The 14,383-nt window shown below is 57.0% G+C and carries 18 protein-coding genes; 11 read left to right on the top strand and 7 right to left on the bottom strand.

Going from position 1 to position 14,383, the window contains the following annotated elements:
- Nucleotides 1-8 precede the first annotated feature (8 nt).
- Nucleotides 9-947 carry a 2-carboxy-1,4-naphthoquinone phytyltransferase gene (gene menA / locus SIB64_RS00675; protein WP_413441432.1) on the bottom strand — a complete coding sequence of 313 codons (939 nt, stop codon included), beginning with the start codon at nt 945-947 and terminating at the stop codon, nt 9-11.
- Between the two features lie 71 nt (nt 948-1,018).
- Here menA and SIB64_RS00680 point away from each other — a divergent pair, with 71 nt between their 5' ends.
- Nucleotides 1,019-2,434 (top strand): isochorismate synthase, encoded by a 1,416-nt coding sequence (locus SIB64_RS00680; protein ID WP_413441433.1) that lies wholly within the window; start codon nt 1,019-1,021, stop codon nt 2,432-2,434.
- Here SIB64_RS00680 and SIB64_RS00685 read toward each other — a convergent pair.
- Genes SIB64_RS00685 through grxC form a run of 3 tightly spaced genes read right to left on the bottom strand, consistent with a single transcriptional unit; the run spans nt 2,396 to nt 5,629 of the window.
- Complete coding sequence (locus SIB64_RS00685) at nt 2,396-4,402, bottom strand: S9 family peptidase (RefSeq protein WP_413441434.1); 2,007 nt, start codon at nt 4,400-4,402, stop codon at nt 2,396-2,398. The two genes, SIB64_RS00680 and SIB64_RS00685, sit on opposite strands and share 39 nt — an antisense overlap.
- Before the next feature lie 42 nt (nt 4,403-4,444).
- On the bottom strand, nt 4,445-5,368 hold the full coding sequence (gene gshB / locus SIB64_RS00690; RefSeq protein ID WP_413441435.1) for a glutathione synthase: 924 nt from the start codon (nt 5,366-5,368) through the stop codon (nt 4,445-4,447).
- A 3-nt stretch (nt 5,369-5,371) separates the two neighbouring features.
- Nucleotides 5,372-5,629, bottom strand: a complete 258-nt coding sequence (grxC, locus tag SIB64_RS00695; protein ID WP_413441436.1) for a glutaredoxin 3 — start codon at nt 5,627-5,629, stop codon at nt 5,372-5,374.
- Nucleotides 5,630-5,709: 80 nt separating this feature from the next.
- Between grxC and prfB the strand changes: the two genes are divergently transcribed.
- From prfB to SIB64_RS00725, 6 genes are all read left to right on the top strand, one after another.
- Nucleotides 5,710-6,838, top strand: a protein-coding gene (gene prfB, locus SIB64_RS00700; RefSeq protein ID WP_413441437.1) for a peptide chain release factor 2 whose coding sequence is annotated in 2 segments (ribosomal slippage) — nt 5,710-5,784 and nt 5,786-6,838 — 1,128 coding nt in all. Because the reading frame shifts where the segments join, the coding sequence is not laid out codon by codon here.
- A gap of 115 nt (nt 6,839-6,953) precedes the next feature.
- The gene (locus SIB64_RS00705; RefSeq protein ID WP_413442805.1) at nt 6,954-7,073 is read left to right on the top strand and encodes a DUF3285 domain-containing protein; all 120 of its coding nucleotides are present in this window, start codon (nt 6,954-6,956) and stop codon (nt 7,071-7,073) included.
- Nucleotides 7,048-7,638 carry an rRNA maturation RNase YbeY gene (ybeY, locus tag SIB64_RS00710; RefSeq protein WP_413441438.1) on the top strand — a complete coding sequence of 197 codons (591 nt, stop codon included), beginning with the start codon at nt 7,048-7,050 and terminating at the stop codon, nt 7,636-7,638. The genes SIB64_RS00705 and ybeY overlap by 26 nt, the downstream gene beginning before the upstream one ends.
- A 34-nt stretch (nt 7,639-7,672) precedes the next feature.
- The gene (locus SIB64_RS00715) at nt 7,673-8,086 is read left to right on the top strand and encodes a diacylglycerol kinase family protein (RefSeq protein ID WP_413442806.1); all 414 of its coding nucleotides are present in this window, start codon (nt 7,673-7,675) and stop codon (nt 8,084-8,086) included.
- A gap of 23 nt (nt 8,087-8,109) precedes the next feature.
- Entirely contained in the window at nt 8,110-8,703 is a 594-nt protein-coding gene (locus SIB64_RS00720) for an anthranilate synthase component II (RefSeq protein WP_413441439.1), read from the top strand.
- Nucleotides 8,704-8,818: 115 nt separating this feature from the next.
- Entirely contained in the window at nt 8,819-9,541 is a 723-nt protein-coding gene (locus SIB64_RS00725) for an MBL fold metallo-hydrolase (protein ID WP_413441440.1), read from the top strand.
- Nucleotides 9,542-9,659: 118 nt separating this feature from the next.
- On the opposite strand, the gene SIB64_RS00730 is transcribed toward SIB64_RS00725, so the two are convergent.
- A complete protein-coding gene (locus tag SIB64_RS00730) occupies nt 9,660-9,800 on the bottom strand; it encodes a hypothetical protein (protein WP_413441441.1) in 141 nt (46 codons plus the stop codon).
- A 90-nt stretch (nt 9,801-9,890) separates the two neighbouring features.
- Here SIB64_RS00730 and SIB64_RS00735 point away from each other — a divergent pair, with 90 nt between their 5' ends.
- From SIB64_RS00735 to SIB64_RS00745, 3 genes are all read left to right on the top strand, one after another.
- A complete protein-coding gene (locus SIB64_RS00735) occupies nt 9,891-10,022 on the top strand; it encodes a hypothetical protein (protein WP_413441442.1) in 132 nt (43 codons plus the stop codon).
- A gap of 240 nt (nt 10,023-10,262) precedes the next feature.
- Nucleotides 10,263-10,568, top strand: a complete 306-nt coding sequence (locus tag SIB64_RS00740) for a hypothetical protein (RefSeq protein ID WP_413441443.1) — start codon at nt 10,263-10,265, stop codon at nt 10,566-10,568.
- Nucleotides 10,569-11,284: 716 nt separating this feature from the next.
- Nucleotides 11,285-11,530 (top strand): hypothetical protein, encoded by a 246-nt coding sequence (locus tag SIB64_RS00745; protein ID WP_413441444.1) that lies wholly within the window; start codon nt 11,285-11,287, stop codon nt 11,528-11,530.
- 446 nt (nt 11,531-11,976) lie between these two features.
- On the opposite strand, the gene SIB64_RS00750 is transcribed toward SIB64_RS00745, so the two are convergent.
- Entirely contained in the window at nt 11,977-12,801 is an 825-nt protein-coding gene (locus SIB64_RS00750) for a hypothetical protein (protein WP_413441445.1), read from the bottom strand.
- Nucleotides 12,802-12,850: 49 nt separating this feature from the next.
- Between SIB64_RS00750 and rnc the strand changes: the two genes are divergently transcribed.
- Nucleotides 12,851-13,564, top strand: coding sequence for a ribonuclease III (gene rnc / locus SIB64_RS00755; protein WP_413441446.1), 714 nt, complete (start codon nt 12,851-12,853; stop codon nt 13,562-13,564).
- On the opposite strand, the gene SIB64_RS00760 is transcribed toward rnc, so the two are convergent.
- Nucleotides 13,561-14,382: an ion transporter gene (locus SIB64_RS00760; protein WP_413442807.1), complete on the bottom strand. Its 822-nt coding sequence runs from the start codon at nt 14,380-14,382 to the stop codon at nt 13,561-13,563. The genes rnc and SIB64_RS00760 overlap by 4 nt on opposite strands.
- Nucleotide 14,383: the final 1 nt, after the last annotated feature.

Consider the following 14,383-nt stretch of genomic DNA (forward strand, 5'->3'; position numbering starts at 1 on the left):
CCTCATCATTAAGGCCACAATGCTCCCAAGGCCAACCCAAAGCTGAGCCCCAGCCCATTCCATGCCTGGAAGCGCAGCGCCAGAAATTTGCTGCCTGCGATGTGCTCCGGTTGGTGGTGATGACGCTGCAACAGGCGGATCAAGACAATGGCCGCCGGCAGTCCGAGCCCAGAGAGGAAAACAGTGATGGGCCAGAGACCCAGCAGAGCCGGCATCCACTCCAACGCCATCGTCAAGGCCACGAACCAGGGGATCAGCGCCGCCGCACGATGGGTTCCAAGGCGAACCACAGGAGAGCGCTTGCCGTGGGACGCATCCTCCTCCACCTGATGAAAATGGGAACAGAACAACACCAAGGTGGTTGCCACAGCTGGCCCGGAACCGAGACGAAACGCCGTGGACCAGGGAATCGGCGCTGCGGATTCCGGCCCCAGAACCACGAGTGCTGCTGCTGTGGCCAGAGGTCCGAAGGCCAGCCAGCACAGCGGCTCACCCAAGCCTTGATACCCGAGCCGTAGCGGTGGCCCCTGATAGGCATAACCGATCCCGCAACAGAGCAGCACCAGAAACAAAACGGAGCTCTGGCTGCGCCAGGCCAGCCAAGCCATCAGCCCAACGCCGAGCACCAGTACAACCAGTGAAAGCACAGCGACCCGATCCGGGCGACCCGTGAGATTGACCACGGAATGGGGCTTGCCAGCCCTGTCGACCCCGGTTTCTGCATCGAAGAGATCGTTGCTGAGGTTTTCCCACAGCAGCAACAGTATTGCCGCCAGCAGAAATCCCAGCAACTGATCCCAGCGCATCACCGCAGCGGTACCAAGCCGCCAACCCGCAGCCAGCAGCACAGGCATCACGGCGACCGAATACATCGGCCACTTGATCGCTGCCTTCCACAATTTTCGGTTTGAGTCGTAACGGGATGCGACAGCCTGCGGCTCTGGCATGGACTGAAGCGCTTCGGCCAGTGTGATGACTCATACATTTGAACAGTTCACATGCACCGCCTCCGCCACGGATGCAGGCTGACCACCGTTTCAGCACGCTGCTCGACGCCGCCCTGCGGGGCTGGCGGGAGCACCCCTGTGATGAAAGCCTGCTGAGCCTGGCCATCCCCCTGGACGGGATCGATCCGCTCTGGGCCCTGCCCCAGCTGGCCAAGACCGAAAGCTTCCGGATGCTCTGGGACTGTGCACCAGGCCTCTCCCTCGCCGCGGCAGGACGTTGTCAACACCTTGAACTGGCTGGTTCAAGGCGCTTTGAACTGGCCCAGCGCTTCTGTGATGTCACGCTCGGCCGCCTGAGCGACGGCTTCGCCTCTGCTCCTGCTCAGGCAAGACCGAGAGTGCTGCTCGCCTTCAGTTTTTTTGAACAGAGCGGTGATCGCCATCAGCACTCCGATGCTGTCCCATCTGTGCAGGCGGTTCTGCCCCGCTGGCAGCTGAGCCGTCAGGGCCGGCGAGGCTGGCTCCGTCTCAACGGAGCCATCAGTGATGCAGGGGATGCCCGGGGATTAGCGGAACTGCTCTGGTTCAAAGCGAGCGAACTGCAGCAACAGCTCAACAGAGAGAACGGCGACGCCCAGCCGAATGGAATCGGCCGGACCCTGGCTCGCCCATGGCAAGACTGCTACCGCACCGCTCTCGACCGGGGGCTGGCCCTCGTCAACGAGAACGAACTGCACAAGCTGGTTCTTGCCGTTCGACAGTCGATTGATCTGGAACGTCCACTGGATCCCCTTCCACTGTTGCAACGTCTGCGACGACAACAGGCGGGCAGCTGCCGTTTCCTCTGGCAACGGCAGAGCAGCGATGCCTTCTTCGGAGCCTCCCCGGAACGGTTGCTCAGCCTGCGAGGCAATTGTCTGCGGAGCGATGCCCTCGCCGGCACTGCCGGCCGCGGTGACGACGGGACACTACTCATGCAATCCGACAAAGACCGACGGGAACACGAACTGGTGGTGGCCACCATTACTGATCTCCTGCAGCAGAAAGGACTCACCCCATGGCGTCGCCGTCGCCCACAGCTGGCACGGCACGGCAAGCTGACCCACCTCCACACACCGATCACTGCTGACACAGGCGGCCTCGCCGCACTAAGCCTGGCCGAACAGTTGCACCCAACGCCTGCTGTGGCCGGTTTGCCACGCCGGGAAGCCATGGCTTGGTTGCGAGCACTCGAGCCGTTCGAGCGGGGTTGGTATGCGGCTCCGATCGGGTGGATCGACAGCGCTGGGGATGCTGAGCTGCGCGTCGCGATCCGCTGCGGACACGCCCGCGGCCTGCGGCTGGATCTCACAGCAGGTGCTGGGCTAGTGCGAGGTTCAATCGCGGAACGGGAACTGCAGGAGGTGGGCCTGAAGCTGGCCGTGCTGGCTGACCAGCTTGATCAGGTTTCAGGGCTCGGGAAGCGAACGCAGGCGCCACTCCATTGAGGAGTTCTCCAACACATCACCCAGGGGCTCAGCACGTCCACCAAGGTGCTGTTTCAAAAAGGCTTCGACCAGGGCGTTCATGGCGAGGGCATTGCCCGGTTGATCGATGCCATGGCCCTCGTCCGGAAACACCACGAAGTCCACAGCCAATCCGCGTTGGTCCATGGCAGCGGCGATGGTCTCACTTTCCTGCAACTTCACCCGAGGATCGTTCGCACCATGACCAAGCAAGAGGGGGCGCTGAATGCGATCGACGTGGCTGAGCGGTGAAATGGCATCAAGATCCACCTCCCCAACCCCGATCGACCGTTCCATATTGGCGCGACCCGCCTCCCAGTAAGGAGGCAACGTGTCCAACAACGTCCTCACATTGGATGGACCGACCTGGGCCACCGCCGCAGCAAACAGCTGAGGATCCCGGGTGAGGCCAGCCAAGGCTGCGTAGCCGCCGTAGGAGGCACCCATGATCGCCACCCTGTTGGGGTCAGCCATTCCCTGGTCAATGGCCCAGTCCACCGCATCGACCAGATCGTCCTGCATGGCGGCGTACCACTCACCATTGCCAGCGGTGAGATGGGCTTTGCCGAAACCGGTGGAACCCCGGTAGTTAACGCTAAGGACGTGGTAGCCACGATTGGCCAGCAACTGATGCATGGGGTCGAGGCCCCAGTAATCCCTGGCCCACGGGCCACCATGGACCAACAGGACCAGAGGTTGCGGCCCTGAACCGGCGAGAGTGGTGCGCGTTAAGTAGGCGTAGAGAGGCAGTCCGTCCCTTGCCTTGAAGGTCCAGCTCTCCATCGGAGCGAGCTGGTAACGATCCAGGCTGGGTTGCACGGAAAAGAGCTTCCGACCGTTCTGCTCCCTGCGATCCCAAAGCCAGTATTCCGGGCCTGCATGATCCGACGCAAGCAGCACTAGCCAGAGCTGATCGTCGCGGGTGCGATCGATCACAGTGAATTCCCGATCACCGGCGAGAGCGTTGAGTGCGGCCAGATCCTGATCAAAGTCCGGCCTGAGCACGATGCGTTTGCTCCGCAAGGCGATTTCGGTCAGCACCACCGGCTCACGGGTCTCGAGATCCGAGAGCGACCCCGCCAGCACACCGCTGCTGGAACGGTGGATCAGTTCACTGGGACATTCAGCCGTGCAATCGGCCAACTGATCTTTGTTCCAACGAACCAGACGAGGCATGTCCTCGCCCACACTGAGCATCGCGTAGAGCCAGCGTCCATCACGGCTGAAACCCGACAGGCCTGAGCCGCTGCTTTCATCTTCGAACGAGAGGGTGAGAAAGGGATGCCAAGCGTCGCTGCCGGGACGGCGCAGATCAAAAGCACTACCGCCATCGGGCAACATCCGCTTGCGGATCGTGAGCTGCCAGCCACCGTCCAGCCACTGCACAACCACAGAGTGGCCGTCCTCCGCCCGGTAGAGCAGGCGACGCTCGCCCGAATCAACATTCAAGACGTACATGTCGAAGAACCGTGGGTCGCGGTCGTTCATCCCCACCACAAGTTCTTGCGGTGCATCTCGCGACGCCCCCACCACAGCAGCCCTTACCCCACGGGAGGGCGTGAGCTCGGTGATAGCACCCGTCGCGGGATCAATACGGGTCAGGACGGTGTTCTCATCGCCCTGGTTGTCCCGGGATGAGATCAGGTATCGGCCATCCTTGGTCCAGAACGCGCCCCATTGCGGACGATCCTGCTGATTGGTAAGGCGACGGGGTGGACGGCGACCGTCAAGATCGCGAATCCAGAGATTCATCACGCCTTGATACGGAGCCAAGTAAGTCAGCTGCTTGCCGTCCGGACTGAGATCCAGGCCGGTGATCTCAGCGTTGCCAAACAGCACCTCCCTTGGGATTAGCTCAGGCTGACTGGCCTGAACGGTCAACGGCAATGCCAAAGGAGCGAGCAAAGCCAGACTTCCCAACGCTGCGACCAAGCGCCAACCCTTTGCCATCTCAATTTCCGATGCACAACCAACCATTGTTGTGCGACTGAGTCAGTTCTGCCGCTGCAGCCTCTCAATCACCTGATCCGCCAAGGGCTGCTCCATCAACCGCTCCACTTCGCGAATGCCCGTGGGACTGGTGACATTGATTTCGCTGAGCATGCCGTCGATCACGTCGATGCCGACGAAGAACAAACCCTCCGCCCGCAGAGCCGGTGCCAGGGCCGCGCAGATCTGGTGCTCACGCTCGGTCAATGCAGTGGCCTCCGCCTGACCCCCAACCGCCAGGTTGCTGCGGAAATCACCGCTGGTCGGCCGACGGTTGACGGCACCGAGGGGATCACCATCCACCAACAGGATGCGCTTGTCGCCGTTCTCGACAGCAGGCAGAAAACGCTGTGCCATCACCGGAAGGCGCTCCTGTTCCGTCACGAGCTCGAGCAAGGCCTTCAGGCCCGGAGATGAGGCCGCAACACGAATCACCCCCTGACCGGCCCTTCCCCCAAGCGGTTTCAACACCACTTCACCCTGTTCCTTGGCGAAATCCTCCAGCTCATGCACCCGGCCGGCCACCAGGGTGGGAGCCATCCAGCGGGAGAAACGAAGCGCACCAAGCTTCTCGTTCCAGGCCCGCAACGCACTGGGACGATTAAACACACGCACACCAGCGCGCTCGGCCACTTCGAGCAGATGCGTGGCGTAGAGATAGGCCTCATCGACCGGCGGATCCTTTCGCATCCAGATCACATCAAACCCGTTCAACCGAAGGCGTTCGCATGCACCGGCGGTTATCCAAGGATCTGGCGTCACGGGAAGCGCCATCGCCAATGGCTCATCACCGCGAGCAATCAGATCCTCAGGAGTGCACACCCACACCTCATCACCGGCGCGCTGGGCCGCCTGCATCAATGCTGCCGAGGAATCCTTCTGCGGATTGATCTGCGCGAGCGGGTCAAGGACGAACAGCTGCCGCATCACTCAGGACGCCAGAAGCGAATCCAGCTCTCCGGCGCGATCGAGGGCATGCAGTTCATCGCAGCCTCCGATGTGGCTGTCATCAATGAAAATCTCCGGCACGCTGCGCCGTCCACCGCTGCGTTCGGCCATGGCATCCCTGGCTGGGTTGTCACCATCGATCGCATACTCGGTGTACGCGACGCCCTTTCTGTCGAGAAGCCGTTTGGCACGGATGCAGAACGGGCAGGCGCGCCAGGTGTAGATCTCAACCTTGGCCATGGCGAAGAATGAAGCCGATATGCGGATCTTATGCAGTGTCGATGCACTGATAGCGTCTAAACCTGATCAGCACTTCCATCTTGCTGGATCTTACGGATTTCAAGCGCGATCTTTCCGAGCTCACTGACCGCCTGGGCAATGCCCAGGACTGTCTTTGACGTTCCTGCCCTGAATGCTCGCCAGCGGGATCTGGAACAACTTGCAGCACAACCTGATTTCTGGGAGGACCAGCAGAATGCCCAGAAGCAGATGCGCCGTCTCGACGAGGTAAAAGCCCAGCTGCAGCAACTGGCGGGTTGGCGGAGCTCGATTGACGATGCCCAGGCCACTCTGGAGCTCTATGACCTCGAGCCCGACGAGGACATCCTCAATGAAGCCCAGGGTGGTTTAAACGACCTCCGGGCCGGGCTGGATCGCTGGGAACTCGAACGTCTTCTCAGCGGTGAGTACGACAAGGAAGGCGCAGTTTTGACAATCAACGCTGGTGCCGGCGGCACCGATGCCCAGGACTGGGCCCAGATGCTGCTGCGGATGTACACCCGCTGGGCCGAGGATCACGGCATGAAGGTGAGCGTGGATGAACTGAGCGAAGGGGAGGAAGCGGGGATCAAAAGCGCCACGATCGAAGTGGAGGGCCGCTACGCCTATGGATATCTGCGCAACGAAAAGGGAACGCACCGGCTGGTGCGCATCTCGCCGTTTAATGCGAACGACAAACGCCAGACCAGTTTCGCCGGCATCGAAGTGATGCCGAAAATTGAGGAAGAGGTGGACATCGACATCCCTGAAAAGGATTTGGAGGTAACCACCAGCCGCTCAGGTGGTGCAGGTGGCCAGAACGTAAACAAGGTGGAAACGGCGGTGCGCATCCTCCACATCCCGACCGGATTGGCCGTGCGGTGCACGCAGGAGCGTTCACAGCTTCAGAACAAGGAAAAGGCGATGGCACTGCTGAAGGCGAAACTCCTGGTGATCGCCCAGGAGCAACGCGCGGCTGAAATCGCCGACATCCGAGGCGACATCGTGGAAGCAGCCTGGGGCAACCAGATCAGAAACTACGTTTTCCACCCGTACCAGATGGTGAAGGATCTGCGTACAGCCGAAGAGACCAATGATGTGCAGGCTGTGATGGATGGCGCACTCGATCCGTTCATCGATGCGTCCTTGCGACAGGGTGTGGACCGTCCCGGCGATGACGCCGACACCTGATTCCATGGCCTCTGCTGCATCGTCCAAGGACAACAGCTCCTCAAACAACACTGCAGTCAGCATCACTGCCACGGACAACCCGGTGACCCCTCCTCCGAGTTTCGTCAAACAGGCGATGCGAAACATGGTGCGGAAAGGCCGTCAGAGCCTGCTGCACTTCGGCCTAACAGCGATGGGCTTCCTGGGATTCATCGTGCTGGTGGCCTGGCTTGGCCGTCCGACCCTGCCGCATTGATGTGCTGAGCATTGACCTCGCCTTTGATGCCAGCGGTTCAGACCTGAGCGATCCCACCTCTCTGAGGCTGGGCGAGGAACATACCTGGATCAAGCATCTGCAGCCGTGGATCGAAGCGATCCGCTCCAACAGCGACTGGGCCTGTCCTGCCGTGGTTCGCGCAACCGATGCAGTGAGCCTTGGCCTGACCCTGAGCGACGATGCAACGCTGAAGGAATTGAACAACAGCTGGCGAAAGCGCGACACCGCTACGGATGTGCTCTCCTTCGCGGCCCTGGACGACGCTCCCGACTTTCAAGCCGATCCATGCGTCGAATTGGGAGACATCGTTGTTTCTGTACAGACCGCCCGTCGCCAGGCGATCGAGCAGAACCACAGTCTTGAGCGCGAGCTGCGCTGGCTGGTGAGTCATGGCCTGCTGCATCTGCTGGGCTGGGACCATCCCGATCCGGAGGCCCTCCAGCAAATGCTGGCGATGCAGGAGCGATTACTGGAGATCAGCGGTAACGTTCAGAGCCGGGGGCACCTCCCGGTGGACGTTGACTCCAAACTCGATGGCCACTGACACCCAGATTCCGGTGCCTGACGAGGTGGCCGCCATGCCTTCAAACGGACAGCGTGGCCTCCGCTCGAATGCCTGGAGAATCGCTGGTGACCTACCAGCCAGCTTTCGTTATGCAGCCCAGGGACTGGGATATGCATTTCTAACGCAGCGAAACTTCCGGATTCACGTGATTACTGGGGTCGTGGTGTTTGCCATGGCCACCTGGCTGCAGCTTGACCTGGCACAGATGGCCGTGCTCGCGCTCACGGTTGCGGCTGTTCTGGTGCTTGAGTTGTTGAATACAGCCATCGAAGCCGTGGTGGATCTGGCGATCGGACGCCGCTACCACCCCTTGGCCAGAATCGCCAAAGACTGTGCGGCCGCCGCGGTGCTTGTGGCAGCGATCAGCTCACTGCTGATCGCCTTGTTCCTGCTGCTACCACCGCTCATGCTCCGTCTGGGGCTCTGATACCCGACCCATCCTCTGCGCCGATGTTGCTGGTCATCGATAACTACGACAGCTTCACCTTCAACCTGGTGCAGTACCTCGGAGAACTGGCCCTGCACCATCCAGTGGCTGCTGACCTGCGCGTGGAACGGAATGACAGCCTCACCCTTCAGGAGATCGAAGCACTTCAACCCGAGGCGATCCTCTTGTCTCCCGGACCTGGGGATCCCAATCAATCAGGGATTTGCCTCGACGTTCTGAGGCGCTTGTCTCCTTCGATTCCAACCCTGGGAGTGTGCCTAGGGCACCAGGCACTGGCCCAGGTGCATGGCGGACGGGTGATCCGCGCTAAAGAACAAATGCACGGCAAAACTTCACCCGTGCTTCATGAAGGCGAGGGGGTCTTTGCGGGGCTGCCCCAGCCTCTGACAGCAACCCGATATCACTCTCTGATCGCCGAACGGGAGTCACTGCCGGACTGCCTAGAGATCACGGCCTGGCTGGAAGACGGCACGATCATGGGATTGAGACACCGGCAGCATCCCCACATGCAAGGGGTGCAGTTCCATCCGGAGAGCGTGCTTACCGATGCTGGTCATCAATTGCTGGCGAACTTCCTCAAGGACGCCGAAGCCTGATCGCACTCAGGGATGCGACTGAACTTGCACGAAAAGATGCAATTGGTTTGCCCGCGCATCCTGCTTTTTCTGAGGGATAACGCTGTTAGCGTCCGCTTCGAGTTGAAGGCACCCCATGTCCGCCCTGCGTTCCGCCATCACTGTCGCCGCTGGACTGACGCTTGGACTTCAAACTGCGGCCACAGCAGGCGGCGGTGTCACGATCAGCAGTTATGGCCAACGGGCCCTGTTGATCCAGGGTGGTGGACAATCCGTCCTGCTGAATCCATACCGTGCCGTTGGCTGCGCAGCGGGATTGCCGGAACCACGCGTCAATGCCGGTGTGATTCTGGCCAATTCCGAACTCGCAGATGAAGGAGCCCGCGGTGTGGCCAGCGGACGGTTTCTGGCTGCTCCGGGCTCCTACCGCATTGGAGGGCTGACCCTGGAAGGATTTGCCAACCCGCACGATCGACTCGAAGGACGGCGCTTCGGCAACGCCACACTCTGGCGCTGGAGCCAAGGGGGATTGAATTTCGCCCATCTCGGCGCCACCGCTGGCCCCCTCAGCGGGGCTGACAAGGTACTGCTGGGCCGACCGGACGTGCTGATCATCGGAGTTGGAGGGGGCAGCAAGATCTACGACGGCAATGAAGCGGCTGAAATCGTGAAACAACTGAATCCCAAGCAGGTCATTCCAGTGCAGTACGTCCGAGGGGAAGCACCGTCTGGCTGTGATCAAGACGGAGTCCAACCCTTTCTGGATGCCATGGGAGGAACCACGATCCGCACGACCGGTCGTAGCGTGAGCCTGCCAGGCAGCCTGCCTGAGAAAACCATTGTGACCGTGATGCGCTGAACGTCAGAGCAAAAATCTCAGAGAATCAACACTTCGAGCTCAAGACAGTCCACAACCCAAATCACATCTTACAGCCAAGCTGTTTGAGAATTATTTCCTACTATTTCCGAGCTCAGCACTACATCAACACTCCAATGTTGCGCCCGTCGTCCTTGCTGATCGCTGCACTCCTCGGCTCCTTCAACCTGCTATCACCATTATGGGCCACCCAGCCGATTCGATAGCGGTTTGCCCGGGCGATTACGAGTTCTACGGACATCTAAATCCCCACTCGGATCTGCAGATCCTCTACGTGATAGCTGCGCGAAAAGAAGACCTCACAACCTTCTGGTCACTGATCAGAACAAGGATGGAAGGTGCATTACCACTTCATCAAGATCTAAGCAAGCGTGGTCCATCTTTTTCCGATCAACGGCAGCTAAAAGAAACCGCCGCTCAACTTGGCTTTCAAGATGCCTATGTTCAGAACCTCGGTGCATAACCCGCACGACAAAGCAAAATCAGACGTGATGATCAAAACCTTCACCGCCCAGTGAGTTTAAGGAAAAAGCAAGAAAAAGATCCTTTCAATCTTCATCTGAATGGCGCCAATAACGCCAGCTCATTCGCTCGCCAACCAGTGAGACCTGCCAACCCACAGAATGCCTCTACCTGAAAAAATAACTCAAACAACTTGACAAATGAAGATCGATTTATACATTTGAATAAATCAGATTTCTGAATGTTGAAATCACTCTGGAAGGCGGCATTGCTCGTGGCCTTGCTTCATACAACAGTCTCAGCGCAAACACGAAGCTGGCAGAGCTTCAGGGATGAATTCCTTGGCGAAAGCAAGGAACAGCTGCAAAGCTTCTGTCAAAAGGGACAACAGGACAACAAGCAAGGCCTCTCGCTGTTCAATGATGTATGGGTCAAACAGATCAGCCAATTGCGAATTAATGCCGGAGTTGATCCACACTCGGGCTCTGACGACTTCTTCGCTGGACTGGCTGCCGCTGTCCGCGAAACGTGTCCAGAAGTGTGGTGAAGCGCACCAACAAACTGGCTTGCGGGAAGGGTCGTAAACTCAACAAATTGATCGAATCTTATAAATCCTGGCCAACACCTCTCGGCATGTCCCAAAGAATCAATTCACAGACTATTTACCATCCAGAATCAAAATCATTTCATTGACATCTTCAGCGTCAACATAACATATCTTCGTTACCGTGAACCCGCAAACCATAAAAAAGGCATACACATCAACACCTACTAATCAATGTATTAAGTGCAAAACCCTATTACATCGTTCGACGACACGGTTGCATGCTTCTAAGACAGCAAAAGAGAAGGCCGCCCTTCCCGATGGAAAGACGGCCTACCTCGCTCGTTTGTGCATATCGCTACCTGGTATTCAGTGAAGCTGTATCCGTGAAGCGTTGAAAGCTAATCGAACGACAGTGAACTGAAAGAAAAGGTGCGAAGCGTCTGGCTTAAGGCAAACCCTGGGGCCATTGGATCCAGGTGTGTAGCAGTACTCCTGCAGGGCACCTATGCACGGTGCGGAGGAGTATCGACTGGGTTGACGCACATCTTTGTCGCACCAGACGAATTGCTCACGGTTGGGTTGAAAAGTTGGAGCAGGGGCCAGAAAAGTCAGGATGCTTCTACGGCTTGCTCAGGTGGAGTGTCGGCCGTCATTGGCTCCTCCGATCTCAATGCACATATTCTCGTCAGCGAACGCGCATCAGGCAATCAGCCTTCATGCTTATTGCCTTCGGGGCAGCGGTCACCAAGAGTGGGAATGGCGTGGCAATTGAAAACAAAGCCAAATTGGCTTCACGATCTGGTGGCCAACCCCAGATCACCCACTGCCCCTTGTGCGCACTGCTCAACACAGGAGAAAGTCTCGGTATCAAACATTGGTTATCCGTGTTGTCGACAAAACACTTCCGGCATATTCCTTACTCAATTCAGTTTTTTGAGGTGATCCTGACCTGGATGGATTGATCTGGTGATAAGTGATGCATCGCACCGACATCTCACCGCAGAAAATCGACATAGACGAGCCATGGGAACGTGTGCGAAGAGATCACAATCACTCCGTTCAAAACTGCGGTCAAAAAAATGGAGGATGGTCGCTATTTGGTTTGCGTAACGGATGGGACCTGCTCAGAGTTCACTGACCGATGGGAGGCGGAAGAACATGCCAGAAACCTGGAGCGATCTGGCCTAACAAGCAAACGTTGGACCGATACACAGTCCTGGTGATGAACGAAGCAGGAGATACTCAGTGCGATTGGGTTGAATGCAGAGCAGCACCAAGGCAGAATCTCGATTCAACGCCAGGAACCAAATTCGAATGAGTCACATTGGCGGTTCATCACTCAAAAGCTTGCGCCACCTACTTGAAAGCGGTCTCCCGATCGTAACTGAGCAATATCGAAGGCCATCAATCATCCAACAAAGCCAGGACGCAACCCAGGCACAGTTGTTGGCTCGATATAAGTGAAGTCATTGGGACCCGTTCCATAACGGGTTAATTTCTGGCGTTGCTCCTGTTCACGGGCCTGATCACACCTCGCAGCATAATCAGCCATTCTGGTATCGCGATCTGGCATTGCAGCAAGGTGATCTTCAAGCCGCTCCGTAGCACGTTTGTACAGCTCAAGATCATGCCAATAGCAAGTCATCGTCAAGGCATCATCAATTGATCTTGAGTCGATAGAACTTGATTGCGAGGCTCGATTTTTACTGCGATTTTTTTCGCCAGGATAGGCCAAATTTAACTTCACACCTTGGCGTTCAAGCAACCACTCGAACACCACCATTGACTCCTCAAATCGCTCCAAGATACCAAGATTAAATCGATTTAAAACATCTTCAAGGGATTCAGAATTGACTTTTTCACCACCAAGAACACGCGACTGAAAGTCATGATGTTTCTCCAAATAGTCTCGATAGCCAAGCCCCTCCTGCAATGTGCCCTGGCGAATCTGGAAGTGATAAGCAGACCAATTTCGATCTGAAGGAACCCTGAGGATCGAACAAGGAAAAAGGGCTAAGTCCGCACAAGCTGGTTCGGCTAGATGGGAAGACAGGGCATCGTAGGTGATCTCAGTGTGCCGTGAAAGATAGTCTTGAACCGAAGCTCCCTTTAAACGACCACGGCACGGAACAGGCTTTTCAGCGTAAAGAACACGCCCCGAAAAATTATTTTGCAGAATCCAATTAAAGGTTGTTCCACCACATTTAAACAAATGAAAAAAACTGATTTTCATTGCCTAGAACAACCTACGTTGACTATAGCCTGAAGGATTAGATCCAATCATGCAGAACGTCGGGGAAAGAAGGTCAGACGAGCTGAAACGCTTCCTGTCACAACTCGGCGTTGAAGGGCTCTACACAATCTCAGATCTTTCACTCATTGACGAAGCTCTCACGCATACATCTGCCAGGCTCAACAAAAACCATGAGCGGCTTGAGTTTTTAGGCGATGCCGTTCTTCGTTTGGCTTGCTCGGAATACATCGACCGTGAGCATCCAGATCTGCCTGTCGGAAAACGATCTGAACTGCGTGCTCAACTCGTAAGTGATCAATGGCTAGCTGAACTTGGAGCATCCATTGAAATCGAAACGATCCTGCTCACTGGCACCCATGCCAGGCGAGATAACAATGCCAGACATACGCTTCGAGCCGAAGCAGCGGAAGCCTTGATCGGCGCGTTGTATCTCCAACCGAATGGCCTCGAGCAGGTGCACGCCTGGCTGACACCCCACTGGAAGCAGCGCAGCATGGCGGTGTTGGCCAGGCCTGACCTTTTTAACAGCAAATCAGCCCTGCAGGAATGGAGCCAGGCCCAGAAGCTGGGACTGCCGAGTTACGAAACAGGGGAGCACAACCTGCACCATGGCGACCCTTGCCGCTTCCGAAGCTGCGTACGGATCGGCAACCTGATCACGTCGGAAGGGTTTGGACGCTCCCGCAAGGAAGCCGAGCAACAAGCAGCCCAGGCTGCACTTCAAGCCCTTAAGGAGCTTTAATCGGGCAGAGGCGTGCCGCACTGATCGCAGTGCACGGCATCCTTTCGATGGCCGGCACGCCCACAAGCAATGCAAGCCGGGCCACTTTGATCCCTCTGGTGATGACGAACTCCGGAATAAGTGAGGATTCCGGTGGGAATCGCAATAATTCCAAAACCCAACATCATCACCACAGATGCAAGCAAACGTCCAAGGCCTGTTTGGGGTACATAGTCTCCATAGCCAACGGTTGTCATCGTGACAATCGCCCAATAAACACCATTGCCGATCGTCCGAAATTGACTTTCTGGGTTCACACTTTCAATCACAAATATGCAATAGCCAAGAACCACCTGGAGCAAGAATACAAAAAATAAATAAACAACGATCGTGCGTGCACTAGCTCGCAACGCCTCCCCCAAAACCCTCGCTTCATCAACGAAACGAAGCAGCTTGAACACCCTCAAAATCCGGCCAAATTTAAACACCCAAAGCAAGATCTCACTGCTGACTTCAGGGATAAAGAAGAACACAACGGCCATCAAATCGATGAAACCGTAAAAGCTGAAAACATAACGAAACGGCCGATCGCTGACATAAACATTCAAAACAAAGTCTGTGACAAAAACGAGCAGGCACAGGCTCTGAATCAACTGAATCCAGCCATGTGCACTACCGCGCACCACAGAACTGGTTAATGGATTCGGATCCATTAACAGCGCCAGAACGCTCAGCAAAATCGCCCCGAAGACAAGAACGTTGTAAAAACGCCCTGCGGGAGTCTTCGTTTCCTGGACGATGGCTTTGAGTGGCTTTCGCCAGCGGTGTCGTAACGCGATC

Source organism: Synechococcus sp. MIT S1220 (assembly GCF_047303025.1).
Classification (GTDB): Bacteria; Cyanobacteriota; Cyanobacteriia; order PCC-6307; family Cyanobiaceae; genus Parasynechococcus.

What these genes read in the sequence shown, in the direction of transcription:
- rnc (WP_413441446.1), top strand. Translation starts at nt 12,851, where the DNA reads ATGCAGAACGTCGGGGAAAGAAGGTCAGACGAGCTGAAACGCTTCCTG.
- SIB64_RS00680 (WP_413441433.1), top strand. Translation starts at nt 1,019, where the DNA reads ATGCAGGCTGACCACCGTTTCAGCACGCTGCTCGACGCCGCCCTGCGG.
- SIB64_RS00720 (WP_413441439.1), top strand. Translation starts at nt 8,110, where the DNA reads ATGTTGCTGGTCATCGATAACTACGACAGCTTCACCTTCAACCTGGTG.
- menA (WP_413441432.1), bottom strand. Translation starts at nt 947, where the DNA reads ATGCCAGAGCCGCAGGCTGTCGCATCCCGTTACGACTCAAACCGAAAA.
- SIB64_RS00750 (WP_413441445.1), bottom strand. Translation starts at nt 12,801, where the DNA reads ATGAAAATCAGTTTTTTTCATTTGTTTAAATGTGGTGGAACAACCTTT.
- SIB64_RS00745 (WP_413441444.1), top strand. Translation starts at nt 11,285, where the DNA reads ATGCTTATTGCCTTCGGGGCAGCGGTCACCAAGAGTGGGAATGGCGTG.
- grxC (WP_413441436.1), bottom strand. Translation starts at nt 5,629, where the DNA reads ATGGCCAAGGTTGAGATCTACACCTGGCGCGCCTGCCCGTTCTGCATC.
- SIB64_RS00735 (WP_413441442.1), top strand. Translation starts at nt 9,891, where the DNA reads ATGGAAGGTGCATTACCACTTCATCAAGATCTAAGCAAGCGTGGTCCA.
- SIB64_RS00685 (WP_413441434.1), bottom strand. Translation starts at nt 4,402, where the DNA reads ATGGCAAAGGGTTGGCGCTTGGTCGCAGCGTTGGGAAGTCTGGCTTTG.
- SIB64_RS00725 (WP_413441440.1), top strand. Translation starts at nt 8,819, where the DNA reads ATGTCCGCCCTGCGTTCCGCCATCACTGTCGCCGCTGGACTGACGCTT.
- SIB64_RS00740 (WP_413441443.1), top strand. Translation starts at nt 10,263, where the DNA reads ATGTTGAAATCACTCTGGAAGGCGGCATTGCTCGTGGCCTTGCTTCAT.
- SIB64_RS00730 (WP_413441441.1), bottom strand. Translation starts at nt 9,800, where the DNA reads ATGTCCGTAGAACTCGTAATCGCCCGGGCAAACCGCTATCGAATCGGC.
- gshB (WP_413441435.1), bottom strand. Translation starts at nt 5,368, where the DNA reads ATGCGGCAGCTGTTCGTCCTTGACCCGCTCGCGCAGATCAATCCGCAG.
- SIB64_RS00705 (WP_413442805.1), top strand. Translation starts at nt 6,954, where the DNA reads ATGCGAAACATGGTGCGGAAAGGCCGTCAGAGCCTGCTGCACTTCGGC.
- SIB64_RS00715 (WP_413442806.1), top strand. Translation starts at nt 7,673, where the DNA reads ATGCCTTCAAACGGACAGCGTGGCCTCCGCTCGAATGCCTGGAGAATC.